At 58.6% G+C, this 18,668-nt stretch carries 16 protein-coding genes; 6 read left to right on the plus strand and 10 right to left on the minus strand.

Annotation, left to right across the window (positions count from 1 at the left end):
* Positions 1-26: 26 nt before the first annotated feature.
* The 4 genes from AC2FPW_RS13375 to AC2FPW_RS13390 all read right to left on the minus strand — a co-directional run bounded on the left by AC2FPW_RS13375 (position 27) and on the right by AC2FPW_RS13390 (position 3,269).
* Positions 27-1,205: a muconate/chloromuconate family cycloisomerase gene (locus AC2FPW_RS13375; RefSeq protein ID WP_496814094.1), complete on the minus strand. Its 1,179-nt coding sequence runs from the start codon at positions 1,203-1,205 to the stop codon at positions 27-29.
* 66 nt (positions 1,206-1,271) lie between these two features.
* Positions 1,272-2,141, minus strand: coding sequence for a dioxygenase family protein (locus AC2FPW_RS13380; protein ID WP_496814095.1), 870 nt, complete (start codon positions 2,139-2,141; stop codon positions 1,272-1,274).
* A gap of 37 nt (positions 2,142-2,178) precedes the next feature.
* On the minus strand, positions 2,179-2,700 hold the full coding sequence (locus AC2FPW_RS13385) for a flavin reductase family protein (RefSeq protein ID WP_496814096.1): 522 nt from the start codon (positions 2,698-2,700) through the stop codon (positions 2,179-2,181).
* The gene (locus tag AC2FPW_RS13390; RefSeq protein WP_496814097.1) at positions 2,697-3,269 is read right to left on the minus strand and encodes an FAD synthetase; all 573 of its coding nucleotides are present in this window, start codon (positions 3,267-3,269) and stop codon (positions 2,697-2,699) included. Before AC2FPW_RS13390 ends, AC2FPW_RS13385 begins: the two co-directional genes overlap by 4 nt.
* A 189-nt stretch (positions 3,270-3,458) precedes the next feature.
* Here AC2FPW_RS13390 and AC2FPW_RS13395 point away from each other — a divergent pair, with 189 nt between their 5' ends.
* From AC2FPW_RS13395 to AC2FPW_RS13420, 6 genes are all read left to right on the plus strand, one after another.
* Positions 3,459-5,027: a 4-hydroxyphenylacetate 3-hydroxylase N-terminal domain-containing protein gene (locus AC2FPW_RS13395; RefSeq protein ID WP_496814099.1), complete on the plus strand. Its 1,569-nt coding sequence runs from the start codon at positions 3,459-3,461 to the stop codon at positions 5,025-5,027.
* 725 nt (positions 5,028-5,752) lie between these two features.
* Positions 5,753-5,899 (plus strand): antitoxin PaaA2 family protein, encoded by a 147-nt coding sequence (locus AC2FPW_RS13400; RefSeq protein ID WP_153218031.1) that lies wholly within the window; start codon positions 5,753-5,755, stop codon positions 5,897-5,899.
* Positions 5,874-6,044 (plus strand): hypothetical protein, encoded by a 171-nt coding sequence (locus AC2FPW_RS13405; protein WP_496814101.1) that lies wholly within the window; start codon positions 5,874-5,876, stop codon positions 6,042-6,044. Before AC2FPW_RS13400 ends, AC2FPW_RS13405 begins: the two co-directional genes overlap by 26 nt.
* A gap of 124 nt (positions 6,045-6,168) precedes the next feature.
* On the plus strand, positions 6,169-10,431 hold the full coding sequence (locus AC2FPW_RS13410; protein ID WP_496814102.1) for a strawberry notch-like NTP hydrolase domain-containing protein: 4,263 nt from the start codon (positions 6,169-6,171) through the stop codon (positions 10,429-10,431).
* Positions 10,432-10,448: 17 nt separating this feature from the next.
* Positions 10,449-10,751, plus strand: coding sequence for a hypothetical protein (locus AC2FPW_RS13415; protein ID WP_274861690.1), 303 nt, complete (start codon positions 10,449-10,451; stop codon positions 10,749-10,751).
* 123 nt (positions 10,752-10,874) lie between these two features.
* The gene (locus AC2FPW_RS13420) at positions 10,875-11,603 is read left to right on the plus strand and encodes a DUF736 family protein (protein ID WP_496814103.1); all 729 of its coding nucleotides are present in this window, start codon (positions 10,875-10,877) and stop codon (positions 11,601-11,603) included.
* 118 nt (positions 11,604-11,721) lie between these two features.
* Here the strand turns inward: AC2FPW_RS13420 and qatD are convergent, their stop codons facing one another.
* From qatD to AC2FPW_RS13450, 6 genes are all read right to left on the minus strand, one after another.
* Positions 11,722-12,468, minus strand: a complete 747-nt coding sequence (gene qatD / locus AC2FPW_RS13425) for a Qat anti-phage system TatD family nuclease QatD (RefSeq protein ID WP_491414125.1) — start codon at positions 12,466-12,468, stop codon at positions 11,722-11,724.
* Positions 12,461-13,801: a Qat anti-phage system QueC-like protein QatC gene (gene qatC / locus AC2FPW_RS13430; RefSeq protein WP_496814104.1), complete on the minus strand. Its 1,341-nt coding sequence runs from the start codon at positions 13,799-13,801 to the stop codon at positions 12,461-12,463. Before qatC ends, qatD begins: the two co-directional genes overlap by 8 nt.
* Positions 13,798-14,670 carry a Qat anti-phage system associated protein QatB gene (gene qatB / locus AC2FPW_RS13435; RefSeq protein WP_152453203.1) on the minus strand — a complete coding sequence of 291 codons (873 nt, stop codon included), beginning with the start codon at positions 14,668-14,670 and terminating at the stop codon, positions 13,798-13,800. Before qatB ends, qatC begins: the two co-directional genes overlap by 4 nt.
* Positions 14,670-16,598, minus strand: a complete 1,929-nt coding sequence (gene qatA, locus AC2FPW_RS13440; RefSeq protein ID WP_496814106.1) for a Qat anti-phage system ATPase QatA — start codon at positions 16,596-16,598, stop codon at positions 14,670-14,672. Before qatA ends, qatB begins: the two co-directional genes overlap by 1 nt.
* A gap of 141 nt (positions 16,599-16,739) precedes the next feature.
* Positions 16,740-17,645 carry a restriction endonuclease gene (locus tag AC2FPW_RS13445; RefSeq protein ID WP_274861685.1) on the minus strand — a complete coding sequence of 302 codons (906 nt, stop codon included), beginning with the start codon at positions 17,643-17,645 and terminating at the stop codon, positions 16,740-16,742.
* Positions 17,642-18,668 (minus strand): ATP-binding protein (locus AC2FPW_RS13450; protein ID WP_496814107.1); only part of this gene is annotated, 1,027 nt, incomplete at its 5' end. The genes AC2FPW_RS13450 and AC2FPW_RS13445, both read right to left, overlap by 4 nt.

An 18,668-nucleotide genomic window follows, 5' to 3' on the forward strand; every position in this document is an offset into this window, starting at 1 on the left:
ATCCCCACCCTAACAGTATCAACGAGTCAATCCACACGGGCGAATTCGCGAACCGCGTCTTCGTCCAATTGCATGCCAAGACCCGGGCCGTCTGGCAACAGCAGATGAAAGTCTTCGAACTGAAGCGGGTCGCGTACAATTTCACGCCGGTGCATCTTGGGGCCAAAATGTTCGCATCCCCATGTAAGTTGTGGCAAGGCGGCAAAGACCGCAAGATGAGCAGCAGCCCCGATTGAGCCTTCCAGCAGGCAACCGCCATAAAGCTCCATCCCCGACGACTCAGCCACTTTGGCGGCTTGTGACATGGCCATCAAGCCACCGCTTTTCACCATTTTCAGGGAATAGACGCTGCCGCAACCCATGTTACCGGCACGCGCGATTTCGCGGTGCGTGAATGCGGCTTCGTCAACCATAAGCGGGATCGAGCTTTTGCTCGCCACGCGTGCCATACCTTCGAAATCATCATAGGGCAGCGGTTGTTCGATCAGCGAGACATCAAGTTCTTCCAAGGCAGGCAGAAAGCGCAAACAGTCGGCTTCGCTCCAACCTTGGTTCACGTCGACAATCAATCGCCCCATTTCTGGCAACGCTTCGCGCAGTCTTGTCAGGCGAAACAAGTCTTCTTTTGGCGTTGCGAATCCAAGTTTGACTTTGAAATCCTTGTGTTCGCGCCGTGCCAGTTTGTCTTGTGCTTCGGCGATTTCCTGGTCCACATCACCCGAAGCCAATGCCCACAGCACAGGAACCCGGTCGCGCGATGCACCGCCAAACAGATTCACCAGAGGCACATTAAGTGTTCGTGTCAGCGCATCAAGGACGGCTGTTTCCACCGCTCCTTTCGCAGCGTTGTTGCGAAAGGCCGCCCGTTTCATTCTGGCGGCGGTATCAGTCCAGTTAGTCGCGGGGCATCCAATGAGCACAGGCGATAGATAGCGGTCGATCACTGCTTTTATGGATTCAACCGATTCTTCGGCCCAACGTGGTCCACCCAACACGGCCGCTTCACCAATCCCTTCGATGCCATTTTCGAGACGAACATGAACCAACACGAATTCACGTGTGCTGAAGGCCGTGTTCGAAAGCCGGTGCTGCCGTATGCTAGGCAGGGCCATGATCGTTGTGGTGATTTCGCGGATCGTGGTATCACTTGCCGGATCAGTTCGTGTGGCGAAATCCTGCATCAGATCAGCGGCGGATTGGGTCATGGTTTACTCCGGTTATAGATATTGAAAAAGGGGCGCTGCGATTAAGCAGCGCCCAGTGGGGAGGTGTTATTCTGCCGCGACCGCCTTGGCGGATGTGGCTTGTTTGAGTTTGAAGTCGAATTCCATCACAAGGTCGGTATCCGCCCCAGATGGTGCCGCTTTCATTTGTCCGATCAGACTTTCCTTCACCGCAAAAACCGAGTCATTGTCGAGGTATTCGGTTTCACTGTCGTAGATTTGGCTGATGAGGGGCTTGTAGCCGTCTTTGCTGATCATGAAGTGAATGTGGCCCGGGCGCATTGGGTGATGGCCCATGAAGTTCAACAACTCACCGGCCGCACCGTCATAAGGGATCGGATAGGGTTCGGGACGCAGGCCCACAAAATCGAACGAACCGTCAGCGTCCGACAGGAAACGGCCACGCAGGTTGTAATCCGGCTGTTCCGGATCTTGCTGTTCATACAATCCGTTTGGCGCGTCTTCCCAGACGTCGATCTGAACGTTTTGAAGTGGGGTACCATCAGTGTCGACGACGCGACCAGAAACACGCACCGTTTGCTGATTGTCGAAGTCTTTCTGGATGATGCTTGCGCCTTTTGGAAGCACCGGCGGGTTTTCGCGATAAAATGGTCCAAGAACGGTTGATTCACTTTCCCCGTCGGTCACTTTGTTATCAAGCATATCCACCAGAACTTCGAAGCCAAGGATATCGCAGATCAGGATGAATTCGTTGCGGGCTTCGCTTGAAATTTCCCCCGCACGGCGCATCCATTCGCAGCCTTCCAGCCATTCCCCGTGGGTAAGGTTCACTTCTTTCGCAAACGCGTGAAAGTGCTTGATTGCCGAGGTCATAATCTCGCGATTGCGAACGGGAATGTCATCTTTCATTGCGCCCGTTACGGCGTCGGTGATGTTATCGAGTGTAATGTTACGCATGTTTTCTCCTCCAATTGCGTCACGTTGTTAGAAATGATCACCAAATCGCCTCCGCGACCGGGTCACAAAGTTCAGGTGCGGGCATTTGTCCCGCGACGGCACCAAAACGGCCCTTGTAAAAAATGAGCGGGCGCGCGCCAGAATCTGTTGAAAGCCCGCGTACTTCGCCGATGAAAATCGTATGATCACCCGCTTCAATCGCGTTCACGACGTCGCAGGCATAGCAAGCTAGTGCGCCGCGAATGACAGGAAGATCGTCAAGATTTTCAAAAGGATCGGACAAAGAGGCATCCGGACGGCCAGCAAAGTGCCATGCCAGCCCTTCCATTCCCTCTGACAAAGTGCTGACCGCAAATTGTCCTGCCTTGTGCAGCAGCGGCAGCATTTTTGCGTTCTGGCCGATTGATATCGAAATAAGCGGTGGGTCAAGCGACACCGACATGAAGGCGTTCGCAGTCATCCCATGATCGCCATCGCTGTGACGGGTCGAGATGACATTGACGCCAGTGCCGAACAGCCCACAGGCATCACGCAGACTGCGTGTGGTTACCTTGGTCATAGGGTCAGCTCCTTTTGTCGGGACGGGGCGCTTAGAAGTGTTTCCGCCATGTCGAACAAGCCCTGTTCACGTAGGGCACGAATGCGGGTGCTTGAGACAATTTCACCCGCAGAACATAGGATTGGCGGTTTGATGCGTACGTCAAATCTTGTTGCCAGCAATTCAACGTCGCCTGTTTGACGGGCACCGAACCGGAAGTCACCGCCAACGTGTATTTCCCTTGGGGCGATGCGTGAAATGTTGTCCATAAAGGTGTCGGCAGACGTTTCACAGAAGACTGAATTGAATTCAGAAACGACAATCAGGTCAGGTGCAAAAGCAGAAATCCGTGACAGCTTGGCTGCCAAGGGGGTCAATTGATTGGCGCGCCCGAAAAACACTTTGGGGGGCGGGTTAAACGTCCAGACAACAGCCGGAACCCCGAGGTGTCGTGCCCGCGAAATCGCTCCGCAAATCAAGGCTTGATGACCAGCATGGACCCCGTCGAATGCGCCAATGGTCAGCACGCTTGCCGATAACCCTGACGGGCGGTTGGTGCAGATCGTCGCTGGTCCATATTCGTCAAACATCTGAGGTCTCCGTTGGGGTGTGCCTTTCCAAACCATACCCACCAGCCGTGCTTGCGGCGATACATCGGACGGTATGGGGTGATACCTAGCGCGAGGCGCACGAATTGCTCAGGCTTCTGATATCGCCGGACCCGCTTCGATACCGATGTGCGGAACCGGAGAGTTTCAGTTTATTCGGAGGAGACAACCATGCCCAAAAACAACGAAGCGGCAAGCAAAACCGAAGCCTATACAGGTACGGAATTTCTTGAGAGCATTCAGGACAGCCGCGAAATCTATATTTATGGCGAACGGGTAAAAGACGTTACCAAACACCCGGCCTTTCGCAACTCCGCCCGTATGGTGGCCCGTTGGTACGATCGCTTTCACGAGAAAAAAGATGAAATCGGTGTATTGGCGGACAATGGCACCAACAACATCACACACCCGTTTTTCCTTGGATCGCGCACATCAGATGATCTGATCAAAAGCCGTGATGCGGTCGCTGAGCTTCAGAAGGTTTCGTATGGCTGGATGGGGCGTTCGCCTGACTACAAGGCAGCCTTTTTGGGCACGCTTGGGGCAAATTCCAGCTTTTATGGGGAATATGCCGACAACGCGTTGGCTTGGTATGGGAAAACCCAAAACCGGCTGGATTACTGGAACCATGCGATCGTAAACCCACCCATCGACCGAGACAGAGCAATCGAAGACGTCCGCGATGTGTTTATGCATGTCGAAAAAGAAACCGACAAAGGCTTGATCGTATCCGGTGCCAAAGTGGTCGCCACGGGGTCGGCTTTGACACATTATAACTTTATCGCGCATTACGGTATTCCTGTGAAAGACAAGGAATTTGCCCTTATCTTCACGGCTCCTATGGATGCTGAAGGTGTCAAACTGATTGCCCGGTCGTCGTATGAATTCAATGCCGCTGCAACGGGATCTCCGTTTGATTATCCTCTGTCATCGCGCATGGATGAAAACGATTCAATTCTGGTGTTCGACAAGGTGTTGGTGCCTTGGGAAAACGTGTTCGTTTATGGCGACGTGGAGAAAATCAACAGCTTCTTTCCTGCATCAGGGTTTGTTCCACGCTTCACCCTTCATGGTTTAACCCGCTTATCGGTCAAGCTGGACTTTATCGCTGGGCTGTTCTCGATGGCGGTGGAAGCCACCGGTTCGAAAGATTTCCGTGGGGTGCAAACTGCAGTGGGTGAAGTACTTGCCTGGCGTAATTTGTTCCATGGTCTGTCTGATGCAATGGTGAAATCACCAATTCCTTGGGAAGGCACAGACGGCTTCAATTTGCCAAACACCAATGTCGGCTTGGCCTATCGCGTGTTCGCCCCAATGGCATACGGTCGCATCAAAGAGCTTATCGAACGGCATGTGGCGTCAGGTTTGATTTATCTGCCATCGTCGGCAGCAGACTTCGAAAGCGACGCGATACGGCCTTACCTTGATCGTTTTGTTCGTGGATCGAATGGTTATGCCGCGATTGATCGCGTGAAGCTTCTGAAGCTGCTTTGGGATGCAATCGGAACCGAATTCGGTGGCCGTCACGAGCTTTATGAACGCAACTATGCCGGTAACTATGAAAACGTGCGGATCGAGACGCTTTTGACCGCAACCGCCAATGGGGATCTGAGCAATATGCAAGCATTCGTGGCGCAGTGTATGGGCGACTACGACTTGTCTGGTTGGACCGGTAACGACTTGATCAACCCTGATGACATCAACCTTGTCGGACGGGGTATGACCCAAAGCTTGGGCTGAGGTTCTGAAACCCGGGGCCGCCTCTCAACCGGAGGCGGCCTATACCGGGAGGGCCGTCCGAATCAGAAGCGTTCAAACCGGAGCTGATCATGCGCCCCGCATCTCGTCTCGCGCATGGCGCACGTGGATTCGGTTTCGTTCAACTTGGCTGAAACCGACCCAGGTTCCTGAAACACGCCGTCCGAAAGTGTAACGGATCCTGCCCAAAGTTCCCTTCGTGCCAGTGTCTGTTTTCTGTAAATTTCCTCTCAGCCAGATACTGCAACCTGCGGGAATGCTCGGAGCGCCGAGGCGGCGGTATGGCGTCATCTCAACTCGCCAACGGCGGCCAATCTTGGTCTTCACAACGTCGGTTTCGCGCAACTAGCGTCCATTCAGGCCCGGCGCAGCATTGGTCGGTTTGGGCTCCTTCGAGACCTTCGCGGCATCCCGCCCCAACGTCGGCAATGGTGTGAAGGGGCGTCTGTGCGCAGATGTTTTGGTCATCCCCATAATGTAGAGATCTCAAGAGTCTTATCGTCCGGGAAGTTTTGCTGTAACGTTCGATCATCGCGTGAACGGGGAATCCGAGTTGAAACAGCCTTCAGACCGCAAACAGGCTTGCGACAAAGTCAATCTGTCCAAGGTCCATTCTCCCTACCGCCGATCTCGGGTCGCTCTGAGCGTTGCAGCTATGCCGAGAGACCTAGGCGAGCTTCTGGATAGGCGCCTCGAGGACCATCGCCGTGACCGGTGAGATGACGTCCCATGATGCCTGGTTTCGGTCCAAGGTGAAGGAGGCACTGAATGACCAGCAGGCCGCGACACCGCATTCCAACGTGATGAACCTTGTGCAGGCGGTGATTGATGAGAAGCGCCGCCAACAGTCTTGAACAGTGCGTTCTGTTCTTACCTGGTACCTTCGTGCGTTTCGGGGTGTTTTGGTGGGTTGCCGCCGCTTCTTCTGTCAAAAAATTTTTTGCCGATCGGCTGCGTGACTTAGCCTTTGATTCCGACAAGGGCGGGTCGCGCTCGTGATCTGAAATTCTGCACTCACTCTCGTTGCTCAACCTCCGTCATAGCTTTCGGCGGAAACCCCAAAAAGTGTAGAGCGGGCTTTTTGTCCTTTGGAACTCAGACCCTGATCCAAAGGAAAATCCCCATGTCCAAACCCAGAACGGCCAACCCGGCTCTCGCAATCTCCGAAGCCGATCTCGCCTCTGCGCTAGCGCTTATCGGCACAGAGATCCACCACCAACCCCTGCGCAGCTCAACGCTCGCGCGCGTCATGCGCGAGACGTTTCTTGGCAGCGATGCCGGCGGTGCCTGGGACTGGCGCATGGCATATGACCTGATGCAGGCCGCGGCTGTCCAGGTGCTGCTGCGTGGGGACGGCGTGGCAGGTGACAGCGCCGCTGCAAGGCTGCTTGCCTCGCGGCTGCTGACGGAAACGCGACGGTCAGAGCAGCAGATCCGGCTTCAGCAGTTTTCCACGCCGCTGACTTTCGCGACCATGGCGGTGCGGGCCGCAGCGATCCGCAAGGGCGAGACCGTGCTGGAGCCCTCGGCGGGCACCGGTGCACTGGCCGCTTTCGCCGCCCGGACTGGTGCCGCGCTTTTGCTCAACGAGATCGACCCCTTTCGCCAGCGCCTCCTGCGCGCGGTTTTCGGCGGCGAGGTGACGGGCCATGACGGCGAGCATATCGACGATCTGCTGCAGTCGCCGCTTCTACCCGAAGTCGTGGTGATGAATCCGCCCTTCGCCTCCTCGGTCGACCGCTCCCGGGACAAACACATCGCCGCCAAACATCTCGTCGCGGCTGCCAAGCGTCTGGCACCCGGTGGGCGGCTGGTGGCGATCATGCCGCCGGGATTCACGCCCGAACGCGATGCCGCGCATTGGTCACGCGCCTGCGCTCTCCTGACGCCGCGATTGGCGCTGACGATGCCGGGGCAGGTCTATCGCAAGCTCGGCACAACTGTGGAAACCCAGCTCATGGTCTTCGACAAGGTGCAGGAGGACGGCGAGATGATCCGCGCCAGTGTGCGGGATCTGGATGAAGCCTTGGCATATGTCGATGCCGTAGCCGCAACCCGGACCGAGATGCGCCCTGCCCAACGGGCTGAAGCGATCCCTCATGCTCGGCCGACCGTTCCATCATCTGCCCCGCGCAAGACCGTCGCTGCGCCTGTTGCCGCCTCCAAACCCCGCGCCAATGCCGTCCGTCCGCTCTGCTTCACAAGCTTTGAGACCCCGCGCGACAACACGCCCATCTCGGACATCTATGCGCGCTACCGTCCTCAGCGGATCGAGATCGCGGATGCGCAGGAACATCCCACGCCGCTCGTCGAGAGCATCGCCATGGCCTCGGTTGCCCCGCCCATGCCCTCAAACACGGGCAGTGATGACTTGCGCTTGCCCGCCCGGTTGATCGAGGAGGGACATCTCTCCGAGGCGCAGCTCGAGACCATCATCATGGCGCATGATGCCCATGGGCGCGACCTGCCGGGGCGGTTCACCATCGATGACGACCAGACCAAGCTGACGCGCGCCGATGATGACCCTAATGCACGGGCCTATCGCCTTGGCTATTTCCTCGGCGACGGCACCGGTTGCGGCAAGGGCCGCGAATGCGCGGGGCTCATCCTCGTGAACTGGCTGGCCGGGCGCAGAAAGGCGATCTGGGTCTCCAAATCCGCGACGCTCATCGAGGACGCGATCCGCGACTGGACCGATCTCGGCGGCTCGCCTGCCGACATCCAGCCGCTCTCAAAATGGAAGCCGGACCAGCCCGTCCCGATGGGCGACGGTATCCTCTTCGTCACCTACGCCACGCTGCGGTCCGCGGGCAAATGCCGTACCACGCGACTGAGCCAGGTTCTCGACTGGATGGGTGAAGACTTTGAAGGCGTCCTCGCTTTTGATGAGGCCCATGCCATGCAGAACGCGGCAGGGTCCGAGCAGGGCAGGGGGGTCAAACCCTCCCAGCAGGGCCTTGCTGGCCTGCGGCTGCAACTGGCAGCACCCCGCGCTCGCGTCTTCTATATCTCGGCCACGGGCGCCACGAGCGTGCACAACCTGGCCTATGCCGCGCGTCTCGGTCTCTGGGGACAAGGCCCCGAATACCCCTTCCCAAGCCGCGAGAGCTTCGTTTCTGCGATGGAAGCCGGCGGCGTGGCTGCCATGGAGGTGGTCGCGCGCGATCTCAAGACGCTCGGGCTCTACACGGCGCGTGCCCTCAGTTTTGATGGGGTGGAGTATGACGTGCTCGAACACGCGCTGACCCCGGCCCGGATCGAGATCTACGACGCATACGCGGGTGCTTTTCGGATGATCCACCACAATCTCGAAGCGGCGCTGACTGCGACCGGCGTCAACGACGCCTCGGGGGAAACTAATGCGTCGGCCGCACGCGCCTCGGCCAAGTCCCGCTTCGAGAGCACGAAGCAGCGCTTCTTCAACCATCTCCTGATGGGCATGAAAGCCCCGACCATCATCCGTGCGATCAAGGACGACCTGGCGGCAGGCAATGCTTGCGTCATCCAGGTTGTCTCGACAGGCGAGAGCCTGCTGAAGCGTCGGCTTGAGGCGATGGACCCGGAGGATGAACTCGTCGAGGGTGCCTTGACGCCGCGCGACTATGTTCTGGGCTACCTCGAACAGGCCTTCCCGATCCATGCGCAAAAGCTCGTGGAGATCGACGGCAATATGGTGGCGGAACCCTTGCGGGATGAGACCGGGGCGCTCGTTGTCTCGCGCGAGGCGCTCGCCCTGCGCGATGCGGCAATGATGGAGTTGATGACGCTGGCGCCGATCCCCTCGGCGCTCGATCAGATCCTCTGGGCATTTGGCGATGAGGCCGTGGCAGAAGTCACGGGGCGGTTCATCCGGCCACTCAAGGCCGAGGATGGCCATCTCTTCATCGAGAAGCGCAGCGCCAGCAGCAATTCGTCCGAGACCCAAGCCTTCATGGACGGCGAAAAGGATATCCTGATCTTCTCCGACGCGGGCGGTACGGGCCGGTCCTATCACGCGGCGCAAACGGCGAAGAACCAGAAACGGCGGCGGCACTACCTGCTGGAGCCCGGCTGGCGCGCCGATGCGGCCATCCAGGGGCTGGGCCGTACGCATCGCTCGGCCCAGGTAAGCGCGCCCTTCTTCCGGGTCTGCACCTCGGATGTGCATGGCGAAAAGCGTTTCACCTCGACTATAGCCAAACGCCTCGACCAGCTGGGGGCCTTGACCAAGGGTCAGCGCGAGACCGGCTCGCAAGGCATGTTCCGCGAGGAGGACAATCTCGAAAGCCCGATCGCGCGAGCGGCGCTGCGTGGGTATTTCGCCGATCTTGCCGCCGGGCGCGCTGAGGCGATGAGCTACGAGAGCTTCACCGACTGGACGGCCCTGCGGCTGATCGACAAGGACGGGGTGCTCCTTGAGGAGCTTCCCCCGATCCAGCGGTTTCTCAACCGGGTGCTTGCCCTGCCCATCCACATGCAGAACGCACTCTTTGCCGAGTTCATGCGCCGGATTGCCGATCAGACCGAACGGGCGCGCGCGGCGGGCACGCTCGATTTCGGCGTGGAAACCCTGCGCGGCGAGAGGATCGAACAGGTCTCCACAGAGGATCTCTGGACCTGCCCGAAATCCGGCGCCGTGACGCGGATCATCGGACTTGAGGTGACGGACCCGGTCCACGTGCTGTCGGCGGATGACGCCCTGTCGCGCAACCCCGACAAGCTGCCGATGGTCAATCGCGCCTCGGGTCGCGCGGCGCTCATCTCGGCGCGGCCCATGCAGATGTATGACGAGGACATCGTCACGCTGATGCGCAAGGTGGTGCGGCCAAACGGGTCGAGCTATCTCGAAGAGGCGCGGTTCGAGTCCTCGGCTTGGGAAGATATTGAGCGGCGCGAGTTCACCCAGCTTTGGGACGCAGAGGCTGCGTCCCTGCCAAAAACCACCACGACCAAGCTCTACCTGCTGACCGGGCTGCTGCTGCCGATCTGGAAGGACATTCCGACCACCAATGAGCGGATCTACCGGGTCACGCCCGATGGGGCGACCGCCATGATCGGGCGCACGCTGAGCGAGGAAGGGGCGGCCGCGCTGCGCGCCCGCTTCCTCGTCTCCAACCCGCAAACACCGCAGGAGATGTTGACCGCCGCCCTCGGCACCACCGCGCCTGTCGATCTGGGCCGGGGTCTGACCCTGACCCGTCGCCGTGTCGCAGGCGAGATGCGCCTCGAGCTGGGCGGCGCGGATCGGGGCATGATTGATGGCCTCAAGGCAATGGGGTGTTTCACTGAGATCATCGCCTTCCAGCTGCGGGTGTTCCTGCCGCATGGGGACGGGATCGACACGGGAAGCATTCTGGCCCGGATCGTGGGGCAGGCACCAGATGCCCCCTCAGTGGCAGCAGAATAGGCAAGGGGGGAAAGATCATGACACTCGAAGACATCAAAGCCGCCGTCGATGCCGGGCAGACCGTGCACTGGGCCAATACCGGCTACGTTGTCCACAAGGACCGGGTCGGTCAGTACCTGATCACCTATCAGCCGAACGGTAGCTGCATCGGTCTGACCGACCGGGGCGGGCACGGGTTGAACGGCAAAGAGGCGGAGTTCTTCATCGCGCGATCGGAGGACGGCGCGGAAAATCCGGGCAGCCAATCAAGACCAAACGGGCAGGGGAGGGGCGTAGCACCCGGAGGCGCGGGGGCCTTCCCACTCGTACGGCAGCTCTGACCCGAGGGCGGGCTGAAAGGAAAGCAAGCTTTCTGATTTGTGATCCCTCAAGGGGTCGAGAAAGCAATCCCGGATGTGCTGGCAAGGACGTCAGACACCGGCCAATCCAAAAGGAACCATCCCATGTTCGCAGGAACCCTCAACCGCAGTGCTGAAACCGCAGCCGCCAAGTACACCGGCATGATCCACTCGACGCGCTTTGACATTGCGATCCAACTTGAAACCCGCCCGAAGATGTCCGCGCGCAGCCCGGATTTTGACGTGACGGCCGTCAACAAATCAGGCCGCAAGGTGCGCATCGGCACGGCCTGGAACGAGACCGGCACGACCAGCGGCAACCCCTACATCTCGATGCAGATCGATGTGGGACTCGGCCCGTTCCGGGTCAATGCGGTGCAGACGAAAGAGGCGCGCGCGGCCCAGAGCGGCGAATTCGAGATCATCCCGCTGGTCTCGAACGGCCTGATGAAATCCGGCTCGATCTCGGGCGAGCTCACCGCTATGGACGCTGACAACGCCTTCACCGGCTACATCGCCAACATGATGTTCGATCTGGAGTTCATGCTGATCGAGAACGACTACAAGACCGAGGAGACCCACCCCGACTATCGGATCGAGGTCAGCTCGCCGCGTGGTACGCCGATCCGCGTTGGCTCGGCCTGGATGGCCAAAAGCAGCCGCACGGGCAATGACTACCTGTCGCTTCTGATCAACACGCCCGATGGCGACCTGCGCGTCAACGCCGTGCAGAACGAAGAACAACGCGGCGGCCAGACCTTCTCGATCATCCCGTTCATAGACAGCGGGGAGCAGCCGCAGGATGCTGGCGCGGGGCTGTCGCTGGTCGCCTGACTACAGCAAGAGGCCTGAACAACCGAGCAGCAAGGGGAGCCGTGGTTACACGGTTCCCCTTTGTCTTCGTCGGTATGTTTGTGGGCAGCCCGACACATGACCGTCGTGAGATGTGTGCTTATTCCGCCAACAGTTCCGTGGCCGTCCGCCTAATTCTGGCCTCGACCGCTGAATCGTCCAAGTTATGTTCTTTGGCAATCAACCGAATGGCCCCGTGCACGTCGCCTGGAGCCTTATCAGACTGAAACGGGGCATCCGTTTCGGTGAGAAGTCGTTCTATAGGGATCGTTTCAAGCAAGTTGCGTCCCCGTGGAGTCAGCAGCATCTGTTCGTTGACCGAAAAATAGCAGCCTAGTTCCAAAGCGCGTCTGATCTCCGCCCCCGAAGCGTTGAACCAGTGCAGAACAGGAACACATGTGCGATGTGCCCCCGTTTTCTCGATGACATCAAGCACCTGTTTAGCGGTTCGAACACTGTGAATGCTGATTACCTTCTCGCCGAGCCTTGCACAGAGCGCCATCACGCGTTCGAACACCAATTTCTGGCGTTCGAATGAAGGATAGAACCGGCGACCTGCATCCAGGCCGACCTCGCCGATATACCTGGTCGAGGGAGCGAGTTCTTCGAACTGAGATAGCTCCGATGCTCGTTGCGCGACAAGCTGCGGGTGCATTCCAAGGGCTGCATGTACAAAGCGCCTGGTACGGGCCATCTCAGCATTTCGGGCAAAAGCTTTGGGTGTCGTCGTCACTGCCAGGGTCAGGCATCGCGCGGCCTCGCAACGATTATACTCAGCCTCCATGTTTTGATACAGGTCGAGGTGACAATGAAAGTCGACAGGACCGGGTCGACTCTCATCACACATGCTTCGCCCTTACGCCCTTTAGGATCTCCGACACCTCGTCCATCCCACGCCGATAGACGTCCACGTAAGCGTCCAGATCGTCATGGTTAAGAGGGCCAGGTTTTTGCATGAGAAACCGCGCACGGCCGGGGTTTTGTCGCAAATTCTCGGCGGCAAACATGAAGGACCTGATGTTCTTTCCGTCGGCTGATTTCGAGTCCAAAATTTCTTTCTTCAGGTCATCAAGAAAGTATTGCGTGGTGTCCGCTTCATCCAGCCCTGCAGCGAGTGATGCGCGACGGATCAGGCAAGGAACACAACGCCCGCAATGCTGGGGCGGCGCGCTCTCGAAACGGACCTGTGCAGGGTGCGAACAAGACATCGAGGCCGGGGCCAACTCGGCCAGAAGGTCGCGATCTTTGCATTCTCTGGCCATCTCTCCCTTCGTCTTGAATCGATAGGGGTTTTCCAGCGTCACGTCGATGCCCAGAACTTTGACCAGTTCTGACATTAATCGGATGAAATGCGGATGGGCCGTCCGTGTGCTAAGTGATCCGAGCCTATGGGCGTCCATAGGTACATTCAGCGCGATTAATCCGTTTTCGGGGATGAGCACCTTGTCCGTGGAGGCGACGGCATCGGCCGCAACCACGGCGAGGCTGTAGAAGAGGAAGGAGCGGGCCCTCTGGTTGTTGTCGCTCCCAGCTTCGGCAAAGTCCGACTTTCGGAAGCCGATATAGGCCCGGACGGATTCGAACGCGTCCGCATGGCGTTCCTTCAATACCTCGAGCAGCTGGCGCTGCGCGCTGGACGCCTCACCGTCCCAATAATGGCTGACCAGGAGCGGCCGTTGCCCCGAGGCGAGGAGATCGATCGCGCCGATGAGACTGTCCAATCCGCCCGAGAACAGGCTCACTTGCGTGAAGTCTGTGAGGTCCATCTCTTCGGGTTGTTTCGTGAAGGACTGGAATTCGTCCGGCCGGTGACGGAACGTGAAACTCCAATGATCGCCCGTCAAGAATTGCAGCATTCGGGACAGATGGTCGTGCTGGCGTCGCCAGAGCTCGGGCTCTGCCACGGGAACGCTGAGATCGATCATGCGCGTCCATCCGTCATCGGCGTACCGCTCCCGCGAGACGCCGGTGTCGGCGGCGTACACCGCGGTCGCCATGATCATGAGGTCGACTGCGGCCTCGCTCGGTGTCGCGCCCAGCTTGAAGAGCCGGTCCAGCAGCTGACCCAGTCCCCTGTCGAGATCCCCAAAATTGTCGACCATATCGATAGTGATGTCAGTTGCACCCTCTGGAGGTACGATGTCGGCGCGCCCCAAACGAACGAAGATGTTTCGTCTCATTGCATGGTCTCCAGGACGGCTCCGAGCATGTCGAAGGTATCGGCATAAACCTCGGAAATGCTTCTATCGATTTCGGATTGTGTCGGTTGGGATCCGACATCGAACCGGTTACCAAGCGCGTCCCTGACCCGTCCCTGCGTAAAATCGCGTGTGATCCGCTCAGCCTCCCGGAAGTCGGCGTCGGATGCGGATCCGTGCAACGCGTTCGTGCCGATCTCGTTCAGGACCTTGGTAACCACGCTCCGGGTGATCACATCACACAGGAATTCATCGAGTTGATCGCGAGAAAGCTCATCGAATGCGCCTGGATCATCTTCCGCAACCTCTGCGATCGCTTCGAGCATCGCGTCACGGGCGATCGATTCATCGATCGTCCCACCATCGGGACAGATTACCTCCGCGACGGCTTCGAGGACCTCCGCGGCCGGCCGACCCGCAAGGTCTTGAAGATCAAATCGGGCGAGCGCCGCCTCGGCACCTTCGTTCGCGACGGCGCTTGCGAGCCCGGCGACACCTGACGCCACCCGAGTGGAGTGAGGCATTCGGCGTGCTGCCCCGGCACCGCCCCCCGCAGCGCTGACGTAGCCTTTCAGTGCCCGTCCGAGCGACTTGCTACCGCCACCGTTCGTAAAACGGGTGAATTGGCCGCGTGGATAGGTGAAATTGCCGCCGGGAGTTTCCACGTTGGGCGGCGTCTGCGCTGCGCTCAGCTCGTCGCCCTCACCAGGGGTCGGTTTTTCGGTCTCAGAACTATCGCTTCCGGCCTGATCTGACCCTTCATCGCCACCGCCCATGCCCGGATCGACGTCGTCGACCCAATCCGGAACGAGGCCGGACGCGGGTCCACCGTATGAGTTCGAAGTCCCCATTACCCTTTTTCCTTCCCACGGCCAAGTCGTCCACCGCCCGCAGCGAGCTGGAGCGGCTTGTTCTCATCAAGTTTGGTCCAGCCCTCTTTGAGTTTGGCAAACTCTCGTTTGGCTTCCGCTCCGGTGAAGATCTTGTCCCAGCCCGTGGCTGCCCATGGCCCTAGCTGACCGCTTGGCAGGTCCGCGAGAAGGCGAACCGTAGGGGTCTGGAGATTGGCGGATATTTTGCAAAGCTCCGCAAGGCCTTCGATGCCACCAGGCCGCTTCTTCAGATCTGTTGCAGCCCTGATCCTTGCGGCCACCACGTCAAAGATCTGCTCGATCTCTCCTGGCGTGAGCTTGGCGATTTCTACTGCCGCTGCGCGCGCGCCTAGGGTACTGCCGCAAAGCTTCTCGATCCAGTCCTCTTTCAGAGCGAGATTGGATCCTGCGGTGAATAGCGCCTTGCGATCTCGGGACACGAACAAATACGGACGCAGATCCTCGTTCGCGAGCGCGGGTGCCACCAGAGCCCATCGTCTGACCCATTCGCTCGCAAGAAGGTCGTCCTCCGGGAGTCTCTCCGTTTGACCCCGGCCCTTGGCGGTGGCCGTTTTTTTGGATTTTTCGGGCTCTTCATCATCTTTGCGCAGCGTCTGCTCGAGTGTCGCAACGGTTATGGAAGAACCGCTAACAGCGGCCTCGGCCTCGAGGCGTTCGAAGAAATCGGCCTTGAAACGTTCAGCGAGCATCAGCTTGGCGAGGACCGCGGGGTTCACATCGTCACCGATCCCGCGCGCGTCCGCGATCGCGAGACGGAGATTGAGCGTGTTCAAAAATCTCTTGATCTGCCTCGGGTTGCCTTGAGCGCCTTCAGCGAGCGGCAGCGCGAGTTGATCGGCGAGAATGAGCGCATTCTCCAGCTCCGCCGAGACCGCACCGAGACGCTCTTCGATCACACCGCGGCTCAGCCCGTTCCCGTCCCAGGGACGTCTGAGCGCTTCGCGAGCCAGGTCGAGCAATGTGTCGAAGGGGGCCGAACCGGTGTCGAGCGAGCTACCGGCGACGAGAAGCGTGAGATAGATTTTGGTCTCGACGTATCCCAGTGGCGGTAGTCGGAACGGCACCTGAATAAGCTTTTCGAGGTAGTTCCGGGCATAGGTCGACGGGCCCGATGATAGCGGCAAGTCCGGGAAATGGGACCTCACGGCGTATTCGATCATTCCCTCGTCGGCGGCGATGACAAAGGCCGCGCCGGGAACGAACAGGAAGAGCCGTATCGCCTCAAGTGTCTCGATCGCCGTGGCGGGAAGGCATCTGTCCAGATCGTCAACAACAACGACGAGGCGATCAATGTCCGCGGCCGCGAGCAGTTCCTCGAATTCCTCCCTGAAGGCATGAATATGGGCAGGCAAGGTTTCGGCTTCAGGGTCGTTAAGACAATCTGTGACATCCTTGACGTACCCTGTCATATCGCCAACCGTCAGTTCTTCGCCACCGGCCAAAAGCTTCTTCCCCTGTTCCATGAGTCCGCCGAGCATGTCCGGGGATGGGATGCCGGTAAGTCCGGTCAGGGCGAGGCCACCCGCCTTGGACGCGACTTTCATGAGATCGACGCGCTTAAGCAGTTTTTTGGATGCGTCTTTCAGCTTGGTGGTGAACGCCCGATCCCTCTGCAATTGCTCTACGATCGTTTCGATGATGACGGTCTTTGCGTCTTCGAGGCCCTGGAACAGCCAGCCGTTGAACCGGACGACGGATGTGCGATCGTCCTCCGAGAACGCGTCCTCCAGCATGAGCAACACGCTCGATTTTCCAGCACCCCAGTCCCCATGGACGCCGACCGTGAGAGGTTCGTTCCCAGAGTCTCTGATCACCTTCGCGACCGTCGCGGAGACGGCTTCCGAGTAGATCATGTCGATGGCGGTCTCGTTATCTGGAATAATCATGAAAGTCATTTCCGTAGGATTTCGAGGTTTCAATAATTGTCGATTGCGCGCAGCTTTGCCGCCTCGTCGCTGGCCGAGTGATTAGTCGTAAACCGGCAGGCTTGCCCGATCTATTGGTCTTCTTTCCTCGTTTGGTTCTCGTCATAACAAGTCTCGAACCGGAACAAATGCTTGGTTGGTTTCAGCGGCGCGTCGCAGCTTTTCGTCAAGCACGTCGATCAAAGAGAGGCGGTTGTGAACGACCTGATGCAGATCCAACCCATCAGCACAGATTATATTTGTGCGTCTACCCGTCCCGAAAGCCTTGAGGCCGTCTTCGGAGAAGCCCGAATTACTGATGAAAAGCCCGCGCGCCCAAGTCGCCTTGCCTGAGACCTTTCCCGAAAAGGTTAGCAGATCGGATTGTCCCGTGCGGCCAGCCTGCCATTTGGCTTCCACGAGGTATGTTTCGCCGTGCAACTTGAAGCTTCCGTCTATCTGTTCGCCTGTCAGTTTGAAAGGCGCTCGCGGCGTCAGACCATACGCGGCGAAAAGTTCGGTTAGAAAGCGCTCATATTCAAAGCCGCGCCGCTGAGGCGGGTGTTCAAACAGGCCGATCAGGCGCGCCGATAGCGTGTGCGCTAACTCGTCCGAAAGCGTGGCCTTCTTCGGTTCCGGAGTCGCCTCCGGCTCGGTTTGGGCTCCCGCCAGTGATTCAAGAAACGTGGGATCGTTTAGTTCGGGCACCTTTATCGACAGACGCAAAAGGAGCGCGTTCAGACGATCTACTTCCGCGCGGGTTAGCGGCTCGCCTTTACCTCTGCGCCAAGTCATCGATTGCCGGACGATCGCCAACATCAACGCGCTGAGCTTGTGTCGCCGTTGACTAAGGGTTGACGACAACATTTGAACAATGGCCGGACGCTTGCTCCCTCCGGTCCACAAGTCCTCGCATTGGACTTGTGCTGCTGCCAATGGGAATGCGGTCCGGGAGTTTCCGCTCCCAGGCAAGAAGTTGTAGAGAAGGTCCGCGAGATCCTCGACGCATTGTTCCTCGACGAGATTCATGAGCGACCCCACAGGCATGAGAGCGGAGCAGCGAACATGTTTTCGCCGAACGGTACGACCCGGTCATGGTCGTAGAGTATCATGCCTTGGGCGAATTTCTTGCCGCAGGCGTCCGCTAGTTTTCGCATTCCCGAAAAATCACTTGCCGAAACGGTGGCGGACGACTTCACCTCGATCCCGACGACTTCACCTCGTCGGTTCTCCAATACGATGTCGACCTCGTTCTTGTCCTTGTCTCGGAAATGCGAGAATGTGCACCGCTGTTCGCTCCACGTCGCGATCTTCCGCAACTCACCGAACACGAACGTCTCCAGGATCGCGCCAAAGCTCGTTTTGTCTTTTTGGACTACATCTGGCGAAATATCCCGCATTGCTGCCAAGAGGCCCGCATCGAAAAAATGGAGCTTGGGCGACTTGGTCAGGCGTTTTAGACGGTTCGTGAACCAGGGCTGCAGGGTGTGAACGAGATAGAGGCTCTCGAAAACACTCACATACTTTTGTGTGGTGACATGATTGAGGTCTATGCTGGCCCCGATGCCAGTATAATTGACTAGCTGTCCTGAGTGCTCGGCAAGCACCGACATCAGTTTCGGCATGATGGCAAGTTGTTCGATCTGGGCCACGTCTCGGACGTCGCGCTGGACGATCGCATCAAGATACCCGTGATACCAATCCTGCTTTCGCGCCCATCGCACTCGACCGAGCGCTTCTGGATACCCTCCGGAGAGGACGTTTTCAACGAGGTCGTCACCGACAATCATGTGGTCAGCCGTCGGCATCTCCCGCGCAAAGGCCCGATCAATGAACCCCGATTTCGTCCCAAGGATTTCTGCTTGCGAGAGTGGCAACAATCGAACGACCTCCATTCGGCCGGCAAGGGAATCCGCCACTTTGGGAATGGTCATGAGATTGGCCGAACCTGTTAGGAGGAACCTCCCCGGTGTCTTGTCGTCATCGACCAAGTTCTTAATGGCGAGTAGAAGGTCGGGTGCGCGTTGGATTTCATCGATTACTGCGCGGTCC

The sequence above is a fragment of the Ruegeria sp. SATB027 genome (genome assembly GCF_059613825.1).